The 21,095-nt window shown below is 68.1% G+C and carries 15 protein-coding genes; 5 read left to right on the forward strand and 10 right to left on the reverse strand.

What is annotated here, in order from left to right; translation table 11 throughout:
- Positions 1 to 77: 77 nt before the first annotated feature.
- The 4 genes from NIBR502771_RS17400 to NIBR502771_RS17415 are packed head-to-tail and all read right to left on the reverse strand — an operon-like array spanning position 78 to position 5,506.
- On the reverse strand, positions 78 to 818 hold the full coding sequence (locus tag NIBR502771_RS17400) for a thymidine kinase (protein ID WP_141160797.1): 741 nt from the start codon (positions 816 to 818) through the stop codon (positions 78 to 80).
- Complete coding sequence (locus tag NIBR502771_RS17405) at positions 811 to 2,037, reverse strand: alkaline phosphatase family protein (RefSeq protein ID WP_141160798.1); 1,227 nt, start codon at positions 2,035 to 2,037, stop codon at positions 811 to 813. Before NIBR502771_RS17405 ends, NIBR502771_RS17400 begins: the two co-directional genes overlap by 8 nt.
- Positions 2,037 to 2,780, reverse strand: a complete 744-nt coding sequence (locus NIBR502771_RS17410) for a DUF5998 family protein (RefSeq protein ID WP_141160799.1) — start codon at positions 2,778 to 2,780, stop codon at positions 2,037 to 2,039. Before NIBR502771_RS17410 ends, NIBR502771_RS17405 begins: the two co-directional genes overlap by 1 nt.
- A gap of 41 nt (positions 2,781 to 2,821) precedes the next feature.
- A complete protein-coding gene (locus tag NIBR502771_RS17415; RefSeq protein WP_141160800.1) occupies positions 2,822 to 5,506 on the reverse strand; it encodes a bifunctional GNAT family N-acetyltransferase/acetate--CoA ligase family protein in 2,685 nt (894 codons plus the stop codon).
- A 76-nt stretch (positions 5,507 to 5,582) separates the two neighbouring features.
- Between NIBR502771_RS17415 and NIBR502771_RS17420 the strand changes: the two genes are divergently transcribed.
- Entirely contained in the window at positions 5,583 to 8,105 is a 2,523-nt protein-coding gene (locus NIBR502771_RS17420; protein WP_141160801.1) for a DNA topoisomerase (ATP-hydrolyzing) subunit A, read from the forward strand.
- A 19-nt stretch (positions 8,106 to 8,124) separates the two neighbouring features.
- On the opposite strand, the gene NIBR502771_RS17425 is transcribed toward NIBR502771_RS17420, so the two are convergent.
- Together NIBR502771_RS17425 and NIBR502771_RS17430 are read right to left on the reverse strand one after the other, a co-directional pair.
- Entirely contained in the window at positions 8,125 to 8,925 is an 801-nt protein-coding gene (locus NIBR502771_RS17425) for an ABC transporter permease subunit (RefSeq protein WP_141160802.1), read from the reverse strand.
- Positions 8,915 to 9,898, reverse strand: a complete 984-nt coding sequence (locus tag NIBR502771_RS17430; RefSeq protein WP_246839719.1) for an ABC transporter ATP-binding protein — start codon at positions 9,896 to 9,898, stop codon at positions 8,915 to 8,917. The genes NIBR502771_RS17425 and NIBR502771_RS17430 overlap by 11 nt, the downstream gene beginning before the upstream one ends.
- 69 nt (positions 9,899 to 9,967) lie before the next feature.
- Between NIBR502771_RS17430 and NIBR502771_RS17435 the strand changes: the two genes are divergently transcribed.
- Positions 9,968 to 10,486 (forward strand): DinB family protein, encoded by a 519-nt coding sequence (locus NIBR502771_RS17435; RefSeq protein WP_141160803.1) that lies wholly within the window; start codon positions 9,968 to 9,970, stop codon positions 10,484 to 10,486.
- Between the two features lie 51 nt (positions 10,487 to 10,537).
- Here NIBR502771_RS17435 and cydD read toward each other — a convergent pair whose 3' ends face one another.
- From cydD to NIBR502771_RS17450, 3 genes are read right to left on the reverse strand one after another with little or no spacing between them, the layout of a single operon-like run.
- Positions 10,538 to 13,975 carry a thiol reductant ABC exporter subunit CydD gene (cydD, locus tag NIBR502771_RS17440; RefSeq protein WP_141160804.1) on the reverse strand — a complete coding sequence of 1,146 codons (3,438 nt, stop codon included), beginning with the start codon at positions 13,973 to 13,975 and terminating at the stop codon, positions 10,538 to 10,540.
- Position 13,976: 1 nt separating this feature from the next.
- Complete coding sequence (cydB, locus tag NIBR502771_RS17445; RefSeq protein WP_141160805.1) at positions 13,977 to 15,026, reverse strand: cytochrome d ubiquinol oxidase subunit II; 1,050 nt, start codon at positions 15,024 to 15,026, stop codon at positions 13,977 to 13,979.
- Positions 15,027 to 15,041: 15 nt separating this feature from the next.
- Positions 15,042 to 16,637, reverse strand: coding sequence for a cytochrome ubiquinol oxidase subunit I (locus tag NIBR502771_RS17450; RefSeq protein ID WP_141160806.1), 1,596 nt, complete (start codon positions 16,635 to 16,637; stop codon positions 15,042 to 15,044).
- Positions 16,638 to 16,895: 258 nt separating this feature from the next.
- Between NIBR502771_RS17450 and NIBR502771_RS17455 the strand changes: the two genes are divergently transcribed.
- Together NIBR502771_RS17455 and NIBR502771_RS17460 are read left to right on the forward strand one after the other, a co-directional pair.
- On the forward strand, positions 16,896 to 17,279 hold the full coding sequence (locus NIBR502771_RS17455) for a BlaI/MecI/CopY family transcriptional regulator (protein WP_141160807.1): 384 nt from the start codon (positions 16,896 to 16,898) through the stop codon (positions 17,277 to 17,279).
- Between the two features lie 6 nt (positions 17,280 to 17,285).
- A complete protein-coding gene (locus tag NIBR502771_RS17460) occupies positions 17,286 to 18,278 on the forward strand; it encodes a M56 family metallopeptidase (protein ID WP_141160808.1) in 993 nt (330 codons plus the stop codon).
- 57 nt (positions 18,279 to 18,335) lie between these two features.
- Here NIBR502771_RS17460 and NIBR502771_RS17465 read toward each other — a convergent pair whose 3' ends face one another.
- Positions 18,336 to 20,444 (reverse strand): type IIA DNA topoisomerase subunit B, encoded by a 2,109-nt coding sequence (locus NIBR502771_RS17465; protein WP_141160809.1) that lies wholly within the window; start codon positions 20,442 to 20,444, stop codon positions 18,336 to 18,338.
- Between the two features lie 256 nt (positions 20,445 to 20,700).
- Here NIBR502771_RS17465 and NIBR502771_RS17470 point away from each other — a divergent pair, with 256 nt between their 5' ends.
- A complete protein-coding gene (locus NIBR502771_RS17470) occupies positions 20,701 to 20,922 on the forward strand; it encodes a hypothetical protein (protein WP_013600696.1) in 222 nt (73 codons plus the stop codon).
- Positions 20,923 to 21,095 lie beyond the last annotated feature (173 nt).

Below are 21,095 nucleotides of genomic sequence, written 5' to 3' on the forward strand. Positions count from 1 at the left end.
ATCCCCTTACGCGACACCAGGAGCCACCACAAAAGGGCACCGTCACCAACCACCGCGAGAGCGAACCCTTCAGTCTCTCAACCTCTGCTCCCCGGCCCGCGGCTCTCGCCCGGCCCGCCCGATCCGTGCCAGAGGCAGGCATCGACCTCGAATGGCAGCAACTGGTCCTGCTGTGCCATCAAGGACGCTCCGTGCGCCGTCACGCGCCGCATGAAATGGCGGCGGCATAATGTCTCGTAACCCACCACGGGTACGTGCCCGGCTTCAGGGGCAGCAGCTTCCATCACCATGTCCACGTCGCCCACCACCACCTGCGCACCTTCGGTGACCATCACGCCGTCGACCGTCCTGGCGTTGTGCGTAGCCCGTCGGCCGCACCAGCACAGCGCCTCCACCTGGAGCACCTGCACCCGGTCGGCGAGCTCGATCAGGCGCTGGGAACCGGGGAACAGCCGGGTGCGGAAATCAGCGGTGATGCCGAACGCGAAGACATCGACGTCGATCTCGTCCACTACCTTGGCCAGCTGCTCCACCTGTTCGGGCGTATAGAACTGGGCTTCGTCGCAGATCAGGTAGTCAACCCGCTGGCCCTGGGTGCGGCGCAGCATGACTTCCTCCCAGAAGTCGGTGCTGTCCAGGACCTCCACGGCATCCGTCTCCAAACCAAGGCGGCTCGAGATCCTGGACTCGCCGGCGCGGTCATTCCGGCTGAACCGGACGCCGCCACGGCCGCGGGCCCGGTGGTTGTAGTCCATCTGCAGGGCCAGGGTGGACTTCCCGCAGTCCATGGTGCCGGAGAAAAAGATGAGCTCAGCCACGCCGCCGCGTCCTTCCTTCAGCAGTGAAGCACAGCAGCGGGACTTCCCGCTCCGCCTTGGTCAGCGAGCCGTGCTGGCCCACCACCTCCATGGCAGTTGGCCGCATGCGCCGTCCGTCGTAAAGCGCGACGGCGTCCCGCGCCGCGATCATGACGTCACCAATCCTGCCCTCAACAGCGGGCCGGACGTCAGCACCAAAGAGTCCTCCCGCGATGGCCTCCCCGCGGGTAAAGGCCCAGATCCGGGTGCCGAACCGCGCCTTCCAGGCCGCCAGCAGCCGCTCCGCGCCGCCGTCCGACAGGTGGGTTTCCTCGAGGTACAAGTGCACCATCCGTGGTTCCCCTGCCGTGTGGCGGACGCCCTGCACCAGCGCGGGGTCGGTGGAAAAGTCGATCCGCTGCGGTTCGTCGACGTCGAGCATGCCGTGGTCTGCCGTGAGCAGGATGGTGGTGCCCGTGGGAAGGGTGGAGTTCAGGCGCTTGACTGTGGCATCGAGCTCTTCGAGCTGGTGCTCCCACTGTTCGGAGCGGCAGCCGTAGCGGTGGCCGGCCTTGTCCAGGTCGTTGACGTAGAAATACATGAGGGCCGGGCCGGGTGCCGCCATGGCTTCGGCAGCGGCGGCCGTCCGGGCGTGAGCTGTTGTCCCTGGAATAAACCTGCCGCCGCGGAGGGCGGCCCGGGTCATCGGCGAGCCGTCGAACTGGGAGAGGCTGACGGTGCTGACGTCCACCTGGCCGGCAATCCGTTCAAACACGGTGGGAAAGGGCTGCCACGCTGACGGATCCACGCCGGGATCCCAGTTCCCCAGCAGGTTGACCACCTTGTCCTGGCCGGGGTCCAGGACGTCGTAGCCCACCATGCCGTGCTGGCCGGCGGGAAGCCCGGTCCCAAAGCTGGAGAGGGCCGCTGCTGTGGTGGAAGGGAAGGCGGAGTCCAGCCACACCGGGACGTCGCCCTGCCCGGCCTGCAGCACAGAGCGCAGGAAGGGTGTGTGCGCGGATTTCTGCTTGAGGAGGTTCCGGCCCAAGCCGTCCGCCAGGACCACGCAGACCCGTGAGGCCACCGGGAGTCCAAGGGTGTTGGTGAATCCGTCCACGCCAAGGCTTGCCGCTGCGCTGGTCAGGACCTCGGCGATGGAGCGGTGCCCGTAGGCGGGAGCAGGCGGAAGGTCGGGAATGCGTCCAGTGGTTACTGCGGCTTGGTGGCTGTCGTCGGGCATCAGCGCTGCTGGTGCCCGCGGCTGAGCCGGTTGCCGAACACCCCGGACCGCGGCCGCGGCCCCATGGACTGGGCGTGCGATACAGGAGCGGCGGAACCGGTGTTGACCGCACGCAGTGCCCGGGCAAACAGCTTGGCGTCCTGTACGGCCTGCAGTCCGTCCGCCTCGGCGCTGATGCGCAGCACGATGTCCTCCTGCGCAATGGTTCCGGTGTAGCCATGGTCGGCCTCGCACTGCGGATCGCCGCAGCTGGCGGGGCCCATGTCCAGCCGCTGGCCGCCCGACCATGCGATGGACAGCGTCAGCTCCCGGACGGGGTCGGAGGGCTTGTAATTCTGCGGCTGCGCGTACATGTAGCTGAGCACCACAGACCGGATCTGGGCAACGGGAACGGACTCGGTGGAGATCTGGGCCACGATCTGCTCCCCTGCCTCGTCCAACTGCTGGTCGTCCACATGGGTGATGACCAGCATGTCCGCGGTCAGGACCAGGACCGTAATGTGGCGGCGCACTTCTGCCCGGTCGAAGTGGGTTTCCAGGTGCACCAGGTGGGCTACGCAGTCGCGTCCGTCGAGTGCATCGTCAACGACGTCCGACACCAGGCGCGGGTAGAAGCCGGCCTTTTGCAGCGCGTCCTCCAGGCTTTGGCCCTGGACTCCGTGGTTGTGTGAGCTGTGCTGGCGGACTGCCTGGTTTTCGTTGCCGGGCGTTTCGGGCGCCGAAGCGGAAGGCTGGAAGCTCATGCCCCCATTTTCACAGATCGTCCGGTCACTTGCTAACCGCCTCAGCCCAGCATCGCCCGGCGCGCGCTGTCCGTGCGCTGCGCGGCGTTGCCAATCCGCACGTCGGCAGCAAGGATGGTGGCACCCGCCGGGCCGCACAGGACAGGGTTGAATTCCACCAGCGCAATCTCCGGATGGTTGTCCTTCATCCACGCCAGCCGGCCGGCAAGATCCTCCAGGGCCTGCACGTCGACGGCAGGCAGGCCCTGGTAGCCGAAGAGCTTCCGGGACGCCCTGGGCGCGCGGATGAAGTCGTGGACGTCCGCTGCGGAGAGCGGTGGAACGCGGTGGGCCCAGTCGTCCAGGAGGTTCACGGCGTCACCGGCAAGGCCAAAGGAGATGACAGGACCCAGCAGCGGGTCCTCGATGGCCCGGAAAGTGCACGCCTGGCCCACCGGGGCCATGGCCTGGACCTCGAGCGCCGGGTTTCCGTAGGCGGCGAGCGCACGCCGCATCTGCAGCACGTTCAGGCGCAGCGATTCGGCGTCCTCGATGCCAAGCCGCACGCCGCCAAGGTCCAGCCTGTGCCGGAGGGCGGGCTCGGTGGTCTTGAGCACCACCGGCCAGCCCAGCGAGTCGGCGGCGGCAACGGCTTCATCCGGGGTGGTGAACGGTGCCGAGGGCAGGACGGAAATGCCGTAATGGCCCAACAGTGAAGTCGTTGCCGCCGGGTCCAGTTGCTTGAGTTGCTCGCCGCTGACGTCCGCCAGCAGTCCATCAAGTTCAGCCGCCGCCTGGCGGGGGTCGCAGCCGTCGGGTTCCACGAAGTGCCCATGGTCGCGCGCGGCCCATTCCGCGTAGCGGACCACGGCGGCGAGGGCGGCCACGGCTGCACCGGGATTGGAGAAGCAGGGAACGGTGCAGCCTTCCGTTCCCACCAGGCCCTCCACGGTGATGGTGGGGTCCAGGATCCCAGTGAACGCCGCCACTACCGGTTTCCCGGCTGCTGCGGAGCATTCCGCGAGGACTTCGGCCACGGCGTCGACGGTCAGGCCGCGCGCGGGCAGCAGGGCGGCGACCGCGGCGTGCACGGCGTCGGAGGCCAGGGCATCCAAGAGGGCCTTCCGGAGCAGGGGCAGGGCCACGGACTGGCCGGCGTCGAGGTCGAGTCCGGAGACCACCTGCGCCACTCCCAGCCCATGCGCGGCCGCACTGTCCGCCACCACGTTGCCCAGGGCCTGGGAGTTGCTGAAGATGGCGACGTCGGGCCCGGCAGGGAGGGGCTGGGCTGATACCACCTGTGCCACGTCCACCAGCTGTTCAACGGTTTCGACGCGGATCACCCCGGACTGGCGCAGCATGGCGTCGAGCGCTCCCGCCGGCGCCTGCGTGGTTCGGACGGCATGCCCCGGCGGCAGGCGGAGCCCCATGGTGTCGGATTTGGCCACGATGACCGGTTTGGTGCGTGCCAGCCGCCGTGCGATGCGGGAGAACTTGCGCGGGTTGCCGATCGACTCCAGGTACAGGCCCACGGCCGAGGTGTCGGCGTCGTCCTCCCAGTACTGCATCATGTCGTTGCCGGAGACGTCAGCCCGGTTGCCTGCCGAGAGGAGGCTGGACAGGCCCAGCTTCCGCCGGCTCGAGGCGGCGTACAGCGAGACGCCGATGGCCGCCGACTGGCTGAACAGGCCCAGGCTCCCGCGCAGGGGCATCGTCGGGGCCATGGAGGCGTTCAGGGACACGTCCGGGTGGGTATTGGCGATGCCCAGCGAGGCCGGCCCGATCACCCGCATCCCGTTGGCCCTGGCCTGCCGCACCAGGGCGCGCTGGCGCAGCAGGCCGCGCTCGCCGTCGTCCGTAAAGCCTGCGGAGGCGATCACCACACCCTTGACGCCGGCCGCCGCACACTCCTCCACCACGCCGGCGACCTCCTCGTAGGGCACCGCGATGATGGCCAGCTGGACCGGCTGGGGCACCTCGGAGAGCTTGCCGTAGGACAACATGCCCGCCAGTTCCAGCGCCTCGGGATTGATGGCGTACACCGGGCCGTGGAAACCGCCCTCGATGATGTGCTCCAGCAGCTGGTAACCCACGGTCCCCCACCGGCGGCTGGCACCGATCACGGCAACGGACGACGGCGCCAGCAACTCCCGGACGCTCTTCGCCTCAGCGCGGTGCTCACGGGATTCCATCACGGCACGGGATTTTTCGGTGGGGTCAATGTTGAACTCGAGGCTGACGACGCCGTCGTCGAAGTGGCGCTTGACGTCGTAGCCGGCGTCGGAGAAGACCATCAGCATCTTGCGGTTCTCCGGCAGGACCTCGGCGGTGAACTTCCGGATGCCGTTTTCGTGCGCTGCGGCGGCAAGGTGCTCCAGCAGGATGGAGCCGATACCCCTCCCCTGGTGGGAGTCCGCGATGTTGAACGCGACCTCCGCCTCGGTGGGATCGCTGAGCCGGTCATAGCGGCCGATGCCGATGATTTCGCCGCCGATGGTGATGACGAACGCCACCCGGTCCTTGTAGTCCACCTCGGTGAACCGCTTGAGCTCCTTGGCGGACAGCCGGGCCTTGAACGCAAAGAACCGCATGTAGATTGAATTCTGCGACTGCCCGGTATGGAAAGCCTGGACGGCGTCCGCGTCCGACGGGTGGATGGGCCGCAGATGCGCTGTCCCGCCGTCACGCAGGACGACATCGGCTTCCCAATGTTCCGGATATTCGCCGTCCCCGGGCTGATCCACCATAGGCTTAGCCTAGCCAAAAACTATCGCAGCACACCCCAAGGCTGCGCAGTAACCGCAGAAGGATTCACCAAACCCCATGGCCCGCCGGCAAAGTTCAAAACCCATCGTGGACGACAGCTACACGGAAAACATCGTCGATATCGACGTGACGTCCGAAATGCAGGGCTCCTTCCTGGAGTACGCGTACTCGGTGATCTACTCCCGGGCCCTGCCGGATGCCCGCGACGGGCTTAAGCCGGTCCAGCGCCGCATCCTGTACATGATGAGCGACATGGGACTGCGCCCTGACCGCGGCCACGTCAAGAGCGCCCGCGTGGTGGGCGAGGTCATGGGCAAGCTGCACCCGCACGGCGACGCCGCCATCTACGATGCCATGGTCCGCATGGCGCAGGACTTCTCCCTGCGCTTGCCGCTGATCGACGGGCACGGCAACTTCGGCTCGCTCGACGACGGCCCGGCAGCACCGCGGTATACCGAGGCCAGGCTGGCTGCGGCCGCCCTCACGCTCACCAACCACCTGGACGAAGACGTGGTGGACTTCGTCCCCAACTACGACAACCAGCTGACCCAGCCGGACGTCCTGCCCGCCGCTTTCCCCAACCTGCTGGTCAACGGCGCCACCGGCATCGCCGTCGGCATGGCCACCAACATGGCCCCGCACAACCTGGTGGAGGTTATCTCCGCAGCCCGGCACCTGATTGCGCACCCCGACGCCACCCTGGAGGACCTCATGCGGTTCGTCCCGGGCCCGGACCTGCCCAGCGGCGGCCGGATCGTGGGCCTGGACGGTATCCGCGACGCCTACGCCACCGGGCGCGGATCCTTCAAGACCCGGGCCAAGGTGGAGATCGAACAGCTCTCGGCACGCCGCACCGGCCTGGTGGTCACCGAACTGCCGTACATGGTGGGCCCGGAAAAGGTGATCGAAAAGATCAAGGACGCCGTCAACGCCAAGAAGCTGACCGGCATCAGCGACATCGTGGACCTGACAGACCGCAAGCACGGGCTGCGCCTGGTGATCGAGTTGAAGAACGGCTTCAACCCGAACGCGGTCCTGCAGCAGCTTTACCGGTACACGCCGATGGAGGACTCCTTCGGCATCAACAACGTCACGCTGGTGGACGGGCAGCCGCAGACGCTGGGCCTGGTGGACCTTTTGAGCGTCTACGTCAACCACCGGATCAACGTGGTCCGCCGCCGGACCGTCTTCCGCCTGGGCAAGAAAAAGGACCGCCTCCACCTGGTGGAGGGCCTCCTGATCGCCATCGTGGACATCGACGAGGTCATCCAGATCATCCGGTCCTCGGACGAGGCCGCGGCGGCCCGTGAGCGGCTGATGTCCATCTACGACCTCACCGAGGTCCAGGCCAACTACATCCTTGAACTCCGCCTGCGGCAGCTGACGAAGTACTCCCGGATTGAACTGGAAAAAGAACAGGACGAACTCCGCCGCGAGATCGCGGAACTGCAGGCCATCCTGGACTCCGAGGAACTGCTCCGCACCGTGGTCTCCGACGAACTCGGCGCGATCGCCGAGGAACACGGCACCCCGCGCCGCACCGTGCTCCTGGAGTCCGAGGCCGTGTCCCCCACCGTCGCCGCCGCCGAGCTCGCCGGGGCCAAGAAGGGCAAGGCTGCCCCGCTCTCCCTGGAAATCGCTGACGACCCCTGCTGGGCCATCCTCACCGCGTCCGGGCAGGTGGCACGCACCAGCAACCAGGAACCGCTCGCCGAGGCAGGCCCCCGGAGCAGGCACGACGTATACACCTCGGTGGTCAAGACGTCGGCCCGCGGCGAAATCGCGGCGGTCACCTCGCAGGGCCGCATGCTGCGGCTTCAGGTCATGGACATGCCGGTCCTGCCGCCCGTGGCCGGCCTGCCCAACCTGGCCGGCGGCGTCCCTGCCAAGGAGTTCCTCACCCTGGTGAAGGGTGAAACCCTGGTGGCGTTCGTGCGGCTGGATGAAGTCCTGGCCGTCGGCACCGCCCAGGGCGTGGTGAAACGCGTCCAGCCGGACTACCCGCTGAACCGGGAAGACTGGGAAGTCATCACCCTCAAGGACAAGGACGTGGTGGTGGGAGTCGCTCCCGCCGGCGGCGATGACACCGAACTGGTGTTCCTCACCCGGGAGGCCCAGCTGCTGAAGTTCCCCGCCGCCGTGGTCCGCCCCCAGGGCCGCACCGCCGGCGGCATGGCCGGAATCAAACTCGCCGCTGGTGACCAGGTGATTTTCTTTGGTGCCGTACAGCCCCAGGATGAGGCCGCCGTCGTGGTCACCATCGCCGGGACCAACGGCGCCCTTCCGGGCACTGCCCCGGGCACGGCCAAAGTCACGGCGTTCTCCGAATATCCGGCCAAGGGGCGCGCCACTGCCGGGGTCCGGTCGCACCGGTTCCTCAAGGGCGAGGACATGCTCCTGCTGGCCTGGGCGGGCCACGGGCCGGCCAAGGCGTCCTCCGCGGCAGGAGTGGCGCGGTCACTGCCCCAGGAGCATGGCCGCCGCGACGGCTCGGGCGTCCCGCTCTCCCAGGCCGTCGAAGCAGTCGGCCCTGCCATGGCGTGGATGGACGGCGGCGCAGCCGGCGACACCGCGGAGTAGTGCCGGCGGCGTGGCCGGCTCAGCCGGCGACGTCCCGGCGCCGGAATCCGGCGACGGCGAGCGCCACCAGCACCGCGATGGTCACGGCAGATACCAGCACACTGTCCCAGGCGGTGCCGTTGCGGAGCGGGTCGTGGGCGATGTACTGGAAGAACGGCGAGACCTTCTGGATCCGGTCAAAAACGTCCACCATGGGTGCCAGGGCATTGACGATGTAGGCCAGGACCGCCAGCACTGCAGGGACGCCGCGGCTGAGCCCGGTCCGACCGGTTGCCGCTGACAACGCCAGGGCGAGCGCCCCGAACACGACGCCCAGGAGCGCCAGGTGCAGCATGGCCGCTGCCACCTTGTCTGCCGGCAGGACCAGGTCCACCAGGTTGCCTTCAAGCACCAGGGACAGACCCATGACGGCCGCCAGCAGGAACGTGCCCGCCACCATGGCGAGGAACTTGTCCACCACCACCCTTCCCCGGCCCACGGGGTTGGCGAGCAGCAGGTCCATGGTGTGGCGGTCCTCTTCCCCGCCGATGGCTCCCGCACCGGAGCTGACGGCGTAGATCAGGACTGCGATGGGACCCATGAAGGACAGCAGTTCCACCTGGATGTACCCGGTGGGGGTGGACAGGTCTGCGCTGGAAGTGGCAAAGAGCGAACGGAACGCCTCCGGCATCTGCTCGATGAAGGCGCTGATGGAGGGCTGGGACTTCACCGAGGGCCAGACGGCTGCGTACATGGCCACGACAAGGGCCAGGGAGACGGCCCAGGCGACCAGCAGCCTGCCCTGGTCCCGGAGCGTTTTCAGCAGGACGCTAGCCAGCACGGTGCACCACCGCTCCGGCCGCGCGTTCCGCTGGGCCGGGCGCAGCTCTGCCGTCCGCCCGCTCCATCCCGTAATAGCTCAGGAACGTCTCCTCCAGCGGGGCCTCGGAACATTCGAAGTCCTCCACCTCCCGGGCGCTGACCCGTTTCAGCAGGGCGTCCAGGGCCGATTGCGGGGCGTTGCAGCTCAGGGTCCGGCCGTCCACCAGCACGTCCCGTACCCCGGGGACGCCGGTAAACTCGGCCACGGATACGTCGCCGGCGAATCTGGCCCGCACCCGGTGCAGGGAGCGGGCGGCCAGGTCCTGCAGCCGCTCCACCGCCACCAGTTTGCCGCCCCGGACCACCCCGATCCGGTCTGCGACGCGCTCCACCTCGCCCAGGACATGGGAGGAGAACAGGGCGGACCCGCCGCCGGCCGTGTGTTCACGCAGGATGGAGTGGAACACCTGCTGCACCAGCGGGTCGATCCCGCTGGTTGGTTCGTCCAGCACGAGCAGCCGCGGCCTGGACATGACCGCGAGGACGATGGCGAGCTTTTGCCGGTTCCCGCGTGACAGCGTGCGGGCCGGTTTTCCCAGGTCCAGTTCCAGCCGGTCCGCCACCTCTGCCGCACGCCCGCTGTCGTCCCGGTGCCGCAGATGGGCGCAGTAGGCCACGTGCTGGTGGCCGGTCAGGCGGTCGTAGAGCGCCGGCTCGCCGGGAACGTAGCCCACCACCCGGTGGACGTCGCGGGATTCGCGCCAGGTATCCATTCCCAGGACGGACGCCGTTCCGGATGTGGGCCGCAGCATTCCCATCAGCAGCCGGATGGTGGTCGTCTTGCCTGCCCCGTTCGGACCCAGGTAGCCGAACACCTCGCCGGACCCAATGGTAAGGGTCACGTCGTCGAGCGCCGTGTTCCGGCCGAACCGCTTCGTCAGGCCGGCCAGCTGCACCATGCTTTGCGCGTCCTTGCGCGCTTCCGGGCTCATGCGGCCACGCTAGCCGGGACGCTCCCTGCGGCCCAGAGTCTTTTGGCCCGCACAGCTTAGACTGCTCCCATGCCTATCGTGCCTGATGACAAGGACTGGACCTGGGTCCTCTCCCGGCCCTGCCCGGAGTGCAACTTCCATGCCCCAACCGCCACGCCCGCCACGGTTCCGGGAAGCGTCGAAAGCATGATTCCCCGCTGGCTGGCCGTCCTTCGGCGGCCGGACGCGGCGGAGCGCCCGAACGGACAGACCTGGTCCGCGGTGGAGTACGCGTGCCATGTGCGGGACGTCTTTACCCTGTTCAACCAGAGGCTGAACCTGATGCTCGCCGAGGATGACGCCCGCTTCGCTGACTGGGACCAGGACCGGACGGCCATCGAGAAGGATTACGCCAACGCCGACCCGTCCGAGGTGGGTCCGGAGCTGGCAGCGGAGGGACACGAGGCCGCCGAAGCCTTCGCCGGCGTCCCCGATGAGGACTGGGGGCGCAAGGGCGTGCGCAGCAACGGCTCCGAGTTCACCGTCCTGACGCTCTCGCAGTACTTCCTGCACGACGTGGTCCACCACCTGCACGACGTCGATGGCTGACGGAAGCGCGCTTGGCCGCCGAAGCCGCGGCGGCAGCGCGTCCGGCAGCGCTTAGCGGGAAGGCGCCAGGGAGCCCCTGGACTGTCCGGCCGGCTCCGAAAGTTCCAGCCGGGCATCACCGGCCTGGATGTCGGCCGGGTTGTGGGTCACCAGCACCACGGTGCGGTCCCGCAGTCCGGCGCGCAGGTCCGCCAGCATGGTGGCCGCGGACTCCGCATCCAGGTGCGCGGTGGGCTCATCGAGCAGGATCACTTCCGCCCCCGTCAGCAGGGTCCGGGCCACAGCCAGGCGTTGGCGCTCGCCGCCGCTGAGGAAGGCGCCGCCGGGGCCGATGCGGGTGTCCAGCCCGGCTGGCAGCCTGCCCACCAGCGCGGAAAGGCCGACGGCGGCAAGCACCGCCTCCAGCTCGCGGTCGGACGCCGGCGCCGGGCCGTCCTCGATCGGCCGTCCCAGCAGCAGGTTTCCCCTGATCGTGGAATCGAACAGGTGGGCCTCTTGCGGGCACCACGCTGCCCGGCCGGTGACCCGGACCTGTCCGGATGCCGGCGGCAGGAAGCCCAGCAGCACCGACAGCAAAGTGGATTTGCCGGAGCCGGACGGTCCGGTGACCGCCAGCCAGCGCCCGGGAACTGCCACAGCAGTGATGCCGGAGAAGACCGGGGGGCCGCCCGGCCATTCCGCTGCCAGGTCCATGAGCTCAACGCCCGGCGTGTCCCCGGCCCGGCGGGAAACGGGCTGCAGGCCCCCGCGTGGTTCGCTGCCGGCCGCCAGGGCGCCGGACTCCCCCACCCGGCGCATGACGGACCGCAGGGCGGGGTACTGGCGCACCGCCGTCGTCATCGCCGCGTAGGGTTCCACCAGGGCAAGCAGGAGAAGGACCACCACGGCGGCGGCCGCCGGTGCCACCTGGGCCGCGAGGACTGCGGGCCCCGCCAGCCAGGCAGCAGCCAGGGCTGCCGTCCCACAGGCTGCTGTGGCAACGGCATGGCCCAGCCCGTCCGCCCAGGCGGAGCGCCGCGAAGCGCGGGTGGCGTCCCGGTCTTCCGCCAGCAGCGCCTCGAGCACGCGTGGTGCCACGCCGTTGGCGTGCAGTTCCGCGCGGGCATCGAGGGCAGCGGTGACGCGGCGCAGCACGCCCGAGCGCAGGGACTGCTCGGCGGCAGCGGACTTGCGGTCGCCCCACAAGGCCGCGGCGGGCGCCAGCAGCAGGCCGCCGACGGCCGCACCGGCCACGGCGGGAAGTGCATCCGGTACCAGGACGCCGGTGGCGGCCACGGCCAGGACGGACACCGCCACCGCGGTGGCGGGCGGCAGGACCACCCGGGGCAGGAGGTCCCGGACGGTATCGACGTCGTCAATCACCGTACCCAGAACGTTACCGCCCTGCAGCAGCCGGCGCAGCGAGAGGGCACGCCGGCTCAGCGACTCCCAGAGCCGGCCGCGGAGCCGGGTGAGTGCGGCGAACACGGCATCGTGCAGCAGCAGCCGCTCCCAGTAGCGGAACACGGCCCGGCCGATGCCGAAGAACCGGACCCCGACGATGGCGGTCAACAGGTACAGGATGGGCGGTTGTTCGCTCGCCCGGATGATGAGCCAGCCGGACAGGCCGGAAAGCACGACGGCGAAGACGGCCGCCAGGGTGCCGACGAAGGCGGCGGCGGCGAACTTGCCCCGCACCGGAGCCAGGAGTGCTGCCAGCAGGCGGAAGGCCCCGGGGGCAGCCTTTTCAGCGGCACGTACGGCCGGGTTCCGTGTGACGGGGTTGTCCGTCGAAGCGCGGTCCGTGGCCGCCCCGTCTGCAGCGCTGGCTCCATGCGGGGCGCCGGCGGGGGCCGCCGGCAGCAACGCGGCATCGGCGTCGTCCTGCCGGGCCGCTGCGTGGGTCCGGGCCGCAGGCGCCACCGGTACCAGCAGGTCCGCCAGCTGCCGTGTGCGCTGGTTGTGGGCCACCAGGACCACCGTGACCTGGCCGCGGAGCCGCCGGATGGCGTCCTCCACGATCACGGCCGACGCGTCATCCAGGTGCGCGGTGGGCTCGTCGAGCAGCAGGAGGGTGGCACCGGCCTCGATCCTGGCCAGGCCGCGGGCCAGTGCGACGCGGCGCAGCTCACCCGGGCTCAGTTCCGCCTGGTGCTTTGGGGCCAGGTGCCCGGCTCCGGCACGTGCCAGGCAGCGGCGGGCGGCATCTTCGGCGGCGAACCGGTCCGGGCCGTGGCCGGAGTCAGGCGACAGGTACAGCAGTACCTCGTCCAGGACGGTTCCGGCCACCATGACCGGGTGCTGCGGCACCCATGCCACGGAGCGGCGGTCAAGCCCGCTGATGGAGCCGGTGACGCTGGTCCCGCCACCGTGGCCGATGATCCCGGCAAGGACGCCCAGGACGGTGCTCTTGCCGGCGCCGCTGGGGCCGTCCAGTGCCGTGATCCTGTCCAGCGGCGCGGTGAACGTCATGGGCCCGACGGCGGTTGCGGACCGCCCGGCGTATGTCACGGTCAGTCCGGTGACTTCCAGCGGGGCACCGGGCCTGCCGGCCTTGGCGGCCGGGAGCGGTGCCGGCTCGGGGGCACTGGTCACGGCGGCCGTTTCCGCGAGTGCGACCCTGCCGTCGTCGCTGGCGTGGTGGGCGGTGCCGAGTTCCCGCAGCGGAAGGTAGCAGTCAGGTGCCAGGAGGAGGACCAGCAGGCCGGCTTCCAGCGGCATGTCGCCATGCACCAGCCGGACACCGATGAAGACGGCCACCACTGCCACCGAGATGGTCGCTATGAGCTCCAGGGCCAGGGCGGACAGGAAAGCAGTGCGCAGGGTGCCCATGGTGCGGGAGCGGTACTCCTCCGAGATCTCCTCAAGGGCCTTCCGCTGGGCAGTGGCACGTCCCAGCCCCACCAGGACCGGCAGGCCCTTGGCCAGCTCCAGCATGTGCGCCGACAGCCGCGCCATGGTGGCCTGGGCTTCCCGCACGCTGTCCTCGGTGTACCTGCCGATCAGCACCATGAACACCGGGATCAGCGGAACTGTCAGCACGATCACCAGCGCGCTGACCCAGTCCGCGAAGAGGATCCGGGCCCCCAGCAGCAGCGGAACGGCGGCGCAGTTGACCAGTGCGGGAAGGAACTGGGTGTAGTAGCTGTCCAGGGCGTCCAGGCCGCGGGTGGCAAGGACCGCCAGCCCGCCGTCGCCCGGGCCGGATCCGCGCACACCCGTGCGCAGTGCCCGCTCCAGCAGTTCGGCGCGCAGTTCCTCCTTCACGCCCAGGGCAGCGCGGCGGGCAGCGACGGCCTGGCCCCAGACGGTCAGGGACCGAAGCACGACGCCGGCAAGTCCGGCGGTCAGTTGGCTCCCCCAGGCCGGGTTCCCGGCGACGAGTCCGGCCAGGACCGATGCCACTGCCTGGCCGATCAGGACCAGGGACAGGGCCTTGAGCGCCGCCAGGAGTCCCAGCCAGTAGATCGCCGAGCGGGTGGACGGACCGGCGGGAAATGTTGGCCGCACGTCAGCCCTTGGTGGTGAAGGCCCTGGCAGCGACCGCCGGGAGGAAGCTGTGGGCTTCCGGGATGTGCGCGGTGCTTACCCGGCGGCGGAACACCCAGTAGGTCCATGCCTGGTACGCAATCACCAGGGGAAGGCCGAATGCCGCCACGATGCTCATCAGCCCCAGCGTGTAGTCCGAGGAGGATGCGTTGGAGACAGTGAGGTCGAAGGCGCTGTCCAGCGTGGAGGGCAGCACCACGGGGAAGACCGCACCAAAGATGGATGCCGTGCCCAGCACCAGGAAGCCGCCGAGGGCCAGGAAGGCCCTGCCTTCAGCGCCCTTCCGGGCCAGCAGCCAGGCAGTGATGGCGGCGGCGACGGCCAGGACGACGGCGGCCCAGGTCCAGGGCTTCCCGTCCATGAACTGGATGGCCAGCGCCCATGCGGCGATGGGCAGCAGCAGGACCGGCAGGAGCCGCACGAACCACTGGCGGGCACGGTGCCGGACATCCCCGTCCGTCTTTAGTGCCAGGAATGCCAGCGCGTGCAGGAGCGAGAAGCCCACCACTGCCGCGCCGCCAAGGAGGGCGTACCCGCTGAACCAGGCCATGGGGCCGCCTTCGCGGTCACCGTTGGCGTTCAGCGGCAGCCCGGTGGTGGTAAGGGCCAAGGCGGCGCCGACGCCGAATGCGGCGAAGAAGGAACCCAGCGCGATGGCCCAGTCCCAGCGGTTCCGCCAGCTGTCGGTGTCCACCTTGCCGCGGTACTCGAATGCCACCGCGCGGAAGATCAGGGCGAGCAGGACCACCAGGAGCGGGAGGTAGAGCGCGGAGAACAAGGACGCGTACCAAAGCGGAAAGGCCGCGAAGGTGGCGCCGCCGGCAGTCAGCAGCCACACCTCGTTGCCGTCCCAGACGGGCCCAATGGTGTTCAGGAGAACGCGGCGTTCGGTGTTGTTGCGGGCGAAGAGCTTCATCAGCATCCCTACGCCCAGGTCGAAACCTTCGAGGAAGAGGTAGCCGGTCCACAGCACCGCAATGGCGATGAACCAGATGGTGGGCAGCAGTTCCATTGTGTGTTTCCTCTGCTAGTAGGCGAAGGCCAGGACGTCGTCGGCGGGCTTGGGGCCGCCTGGGCCCGGGGTTTCATCCTCGTTCTCGTCCACCGGGGCGTGGCCGAGTTCCGGCATAGCGGAGACCACACCGCCGCGGATGTACTTGACCAGCAGTTTTACTTCCACCACCAGCAGGACGGCGTAGACGGCGGTCAGGGCCACCAGCGAGGCGATCAGCTCCCCTGCGGACACACCGGGTGATACGGCGGCGGCGGTGAACATGAACACCTGGTCGATGCCGCTCGGGTCGGGATTGGGTGCCACCACGAACGGCTGGCGGCCCATCTCGGTGAAGATCCAGCCGGCGGCGTTGGCACCGAAGGGTGCAAGGATGCCAAACACTGCCAGGCGCATCAGCCACCGGGATTCCGGCACCGTCCCCTTGCGGGTTATCCAGAGTGCCACCAGCGCAGCCAGCGCCGCGAGGCCGCCGAAGCCGATCATCATCCGGAAGCCCCAGTAGGTGACTTCCATGACGGGTACGTACTGGATCTCCTGGCCGGCGCGGTCCCCGTAGATCGGGTTGTCCGGGAGCGTGGTTCCGTACTTTTCCTTGTACTCGGGCAGCAGGCTGTCGACGCCCTTCACCTCGGTGGTGAAGTCACCCTTGGCCAGGAAGGAAAGGATGCCGGGGACCTCGATCACTGCCACGACGTCGTCGCAGTTCTTCGAGCCCACGTTGCCGACGCTCAGGACGGAGAAGCCGGTGCCGTCGTGGCACGCAGCCTCTGCCGCGGCCATTTTCATGGGCTGCTGCTGGAACATGAGCTTGCCCTGCAGGTCACCGGTGACGGCGGTGCCGGCAAAGGAGATCATGGCCACCACGGCACCGATGCGCAGGGACCGGATCCACACCTTGTAGTCGGCCCGGTCGCGGCCGGAAATGCTGGCGTCTTCGCCGGGGATGATCCGGCCGTCGGCGCCTACGGTGTCGACGCCGTCGTGCCGCCTCCGCCACAGGTGGTACCAGGCGATGCCCAGGAGGAAGCCGCCCGCCACGGCGAGGGCGCCGAACAGGGTGTGCGGTACGGCAACCAGGGCGGTGTTGTTGGTGAACACGGCCCAGGCGTCGGTCATGACGGGCCGGCCGTTGATCATTTCCACGCCCACCGGGTGCTGCATCCAGCTGTTGGCCACGATGATGAAGTAGGCGGACAGCGCCGAGCCGACGACGGCCACCCAGAGGCAGGCAAGGTGGATGGCGGGCTTGAGCTGCTTCCACCCGAAGATCCACAGGCCCAGGAAGGTGGACTCGACGAAGAAGGCCAGGAGGGCCTCGAGGGCCAGCGGGGCGCCGAAGACGTCACCGACGAAGCGGCTGTACTCGCTCCAGGCCATGCCGAACTGGAACTCCTGCACAATGCCGGTGGCAACGCCCATGATGAAGTTGATGAGGAAAAGCTTTCCCCAGAATTTGGTCATGCGCAGGTACTCCGGCTTGCCGGTGCGGTACCAGGCCGTCTGGATCACGGCGACCACCAGGCCCAGGCCGATGGTCAGCGGCACCATCATGAAGTGGTAGACGGTGGTGATGCCGAATTGCCAGCGTGCGATTTCCAAGGCGTCCATGGCAGTCCCTACTGTTAGCCAATGCAGTTTTCTACGCTTCGTAGAACTGTAACTTCTACAAAGTGTAGAACATGGTCGGCGGCGGACGAAAACCAACCGTCCTCCCTAGGATCGCCCACCTGGGCGCGGCGCGCCAGATGTTCTACCCGATGTAGAAGGTTCGGCGTTTTCGGGGTAAATTTAGTTGTGTAGTTGAACAACCGCGTGACGTCACCTGGCGCACAGCGCACGGTGCGGGGAAATAAAAGGAAAAGTGACATGGCTAGTCTTGGTGAACTGGAACGGGCAGTGATGGACCTGCTCTGGGCGGGCCAGGAAGCGGCTACGGCCAATACCCTGAGGGATCAGTTGGCGCGCACGTCGGCGGCGCAGGGCGGCCCCGGCCACGAAGGCAAGGAACCCGCCGTCACCACGGTGCTTACCGTACTTTCCCGCCTGGAAAAGAAGGGCCTGGTCGAACGCGAACGCGGCACCCGCCCGCACCGGTACCAGGCAGTGTCCAGCCGTGCAGACCACACCGCCGAACTCATGCATGAGGTCCTTGGGTCGGCCCCGGACCGCGAGGCCGTGCTGGCCCGCTTCATCGGGTCTGTCTCCGAAGGTGAAGCCGAAACGCTGCGCAAACTGCTGGGTCATCTCTAGCACACCATGTTCTGGGCCTCATACCTGCTGGCGGTCCTTGCGATAATCCTGGCGTGGCCGGTGCCAATCCTCCTGTCACGGGCACAATGGCCGGCCAGGTCGCCCTTCACGGCCATGCTGCTGTGGCAGGCGATCGCACTCGCAGGTGGTCTCTCCATGATCGGCGCCATGCTGGTCTACGGCCTGGAACCTGTGGGTGACAACCTCATCGCGGGGCTGCGCGCCCTTGCCGGCATGGTGCTCTTCAATGCCCCCACCACGGCGCTGGGGTTCTGGCATATCTTTGCCCTGTCCGCTGCCGCCCTGCTCACGGCCCACCTGGTCTTCACCCTGTTGCTGACGTACTACAAGATCCAGCGGCAGCGGCGCCGGCACCGCGAACTGCTCGCCATCCTGGCTTCCCCGTCAGGCCAGGACGCCGGAACTCTGGTCATCAGCCACGACTCCCCTGTTGCCTACTGCCTTCCGGGAGGCGCCCGCTCGGTCACCGTACTGTCGGATGGCCTGATGGCTGCCCTTGAACCGGCTGAGCTTCGTGCCGTCCTCATCCACGAGAACGCCCACCTGAGCCAGCGGCACCACCTGCTCCTGTGGGCCTTCGCGGCCTGGCGGCAGGCCCTCCCCTGGCTGCCCACCACCCGGCTTGCGCAGGAGTCGGTGAATTCGCTGATCGAGATGCTGGCCGACGACGTCGCCCTTCGGACGGAAAGCAAAGCGACGCTCATCAAGGCCATCGCCATTGTGGCCAGCGGTTCGGCGGGCAACTCCGGGGGCGGCGACATCCGGCCGTCGTCCCCTACCCTTGCCCTTTCGGGCCTCGAGGCGGCATCGGGCGGCCCGGGCTCGGATGCGGTCCGGACGGCTGCCTCCCGGGTCAGCCGTCTCCTGACGCCGCAGCCCCAGCTTCCTGCCGCTGTCCGCAGCGCCGTGCTGGCCGGCTGCATCCTCCTGCTGGCGCTGCCTACCGCCCTGCTGGTGGTTCCCGGACTGCTCGGCTGAGGCGCCGCCGTCGCGCGCTGCCTCCCGGTGGTTCAGCCTCGCGAAAACCGGCGGCGGTCAGGCGTCGATACGCTCCCGGTCCAGGCTGGAGGCGCCGGCAATGATGAAGTCCTTGCGCGGCGACACGTCCGAGCCCATCAGCAGGTCGAAAATCTCCTCAGCCTGCTGCGCATTCTCGATCCCCACCTTGCGAAGGGTACGGTGCCGCGGATCCATGGTGGTCTCGGCCAACTGCTCGGCGTCCATCTCCCCCAGGCCCTTGTACCGCTGGATCGGCTCCTTGTACCGCTTGCCCTCCTTCGCCAGGCGGGCCAGCAACACGTGGAGCTCGGCCTCGGAGTAGGTATAGATCATCTCGTTGGCCTTCTGGCCGGCGTTGATGACCTCCACCCGGTGCAGGGGCGGCACCGCAGCGAAAACCCTGCCCTCAAGGATCATCGGCCGCATATAGCGGAAGAACAGGGTCAGGAGCAGTGTCCGGATGTGGGCGCCGTCCACGTCGGCGTCGGTCATGAGGATCACCTTGCCGTAGCGGGCGGCGCTGATGTCGAAGCTGCGGCCGGAACCTGCCCCGACCACCTGGATCAGGGCGGCACACTCGGCGTTGGAGAGCATGTCCCCCACCGAGGCCTTCTGGACGTTCAGGATCTTGCCGCGGATGGGCAGCAGCGCCTGGAAGTCCGAGGAACGGGCCAGCTTGGCCGTGCCCAGCGCGGAGTCACCTTCCACGATGAACAGTTCGGAACGCCCGACGTCGTCCGTCCGGCAATCGGCAAGCTTGGTGGGCATGGAGGAAGTTTCCAGCGCGTTCTTGCGCCGCTGGGTCTCCTTGTGCACGCGCGCCGAGATGCGGGACTTCATCTCGTTGACGATCTTCTCCAACAGCAGCGCCGACTGGGCTTTGTCGTTCCGGTTGCTGGAGGACAGCTTGGCGGAGATTTCGCGCTCCACCACCTTGGTCACGATGGCGCGGACGGCGCTGGTTCCCAGGATTTCCTTGGTCTGGCCTTCAAACTGCGGTTCGGCGAGCCGGACGGTCAGCACGGCCGTCAGGCCGGCGAAGATGTCGTCCTTTTCAATCTTGTCGTTGCCGGCCTTGAGCTTCCGGGCGTTGGCCTCCACGGCTTTCCGGAAGGTCTTGATCAGGGCCTGTTCGAACCCGGACTGGTGGGTGCCGCCCTTCGGGGTGGCGATGATGTTCACGAAGCTCCGCACGGAGCTGTCGTAGCCGATCCCCCAGCGGAGCGCCACGTCCACCTCGCAGTCGCGCTCGACCTCGGCCAGCTGGCTGTGTCCGCGCTCATCAAGGACCGGGACCGTCTCCTTGAACTTTCCGGAACCGTGAAGCCGCCAAACGTCCGTGACGGCCGGATCGGCCGCAAGGAACTCGACGAACTCGGAGATGCCGCCGTCGTGGTGGAAAACCTCTTCGAAGGGACCTGCTTCACCCGGGGTCCCGGGGACCCTGCGCTCGTCCCGGACGGTCAGCTTGAGGCCGGGCACCAGGAACGAGGTCTGGCGTGCGCGGGCAACCAGGTCCTCGTAAGAGAACTTGGCATCGGGGGTGAAGATCTGCCGGTCAGCCCAGTAGCGGATCCGGGTTCCGGTCACGCCGCGCTTGGCCTTGCCCACCACGTCCAGCACGGAGTCGTTGACGAACGGCGTGAACGGAGCTGCCGGATCCAGGCGGGACCCCGTGTCCTTGAAGCGGCCGGGCTCACCGCGGCGGAAGGACATCCTGTAAGTCTTGCCACCCCGGTCCACCTCGACGTCCAGGCGCGAGGACAAGGCGTTGACCACCGATGCGCCCACACCGTGCAGGCCGCCGGAGGCCGTGTAGGACCCGCCGCCGAACTTGCCACCGGCGTGCAGCTTGGTGAACACCACTTCGACGCCGGTGAGCCCCGTCTTTGGCTCCTTGTCGATGGGGATGCCGCGGCCGTCGTCGTGGATTTCCACGGAGTTGTCCGCGTGCAGGATGATCCGGATGTCGTGGCCGAACCCGGCCAGGGCCTCGTCCACGGAGTTGTCGATGATTTCCCAGAGGCAGTGCATGAGGCCGCGCGAGTCGGTGGAGCCGATGTACATGCCCGGGCGCTTGCGGACGGCTTCGAGGCCTTCCAGGACGGAAAGGTGCCGGGCGGTGTACTCAGAGCTTGGTGCCACTGGTGATGAACTCCTTCAGGGACGTCGATGCGGCGCTGGGACCGCACCTTCTAGGGTAGTCCGCTGCAGCGGGCAGAACCGTCTGCCACACCCGCCGCCCGGTGTGCGGCGCGCCACGGACCGTGGTGGCGGGCGGAACTGGGAAGTTCTTGACCGAACCTTGCGGATACGCGCACAGCGAACTTGCCCCATCCTTGCGATGGATTGGATACGAATGCTGGTTATATAGATGTACTGATCTACTAAGGAGGCCGACATGACAACAGCAGTGGCAGACCGCACGCTCAACGCACTGGACCGGTGCGATCGTTGCGGAGCCCAGGCATATGTCCGGGTTGTACTCGAGTCCTCCGGCGGGGAGCTGTTGTTCTGCGGCCACCACGCCCGTGCAGTCGAAGCGACGCTCAAGCCGTTGAGCTCCGACTGGCACGACGAGACGGGAAAGCTTCACGAGAAAGCTGCCGTGGAAATCGACTAGATGAGGCATCGGTAACAACGACCCTGCGGGACTCTTCCATTCGGAGGGGTCCCGCAGGCGTTTAAGGACCCCTGGCCGGACTGGGCCCGGCCCGCACGGGACATGGCGCTGCAGACCAGGAGACAACAGAGCGAAACAGCAGGGGCCGTCCGGGACCCACTTTTCAGTGAGTC

The organism is Pseudarthrobacter sp. NIBRBAC000502771, from assembly GCF_006517215.1.
Classification (GTDB): Bacteria; Actinomycetota; Actinomycetes; order Actinomycetales; family Micrococcaceae; genus Arthrobacter; species Arthrobacter niigatensis.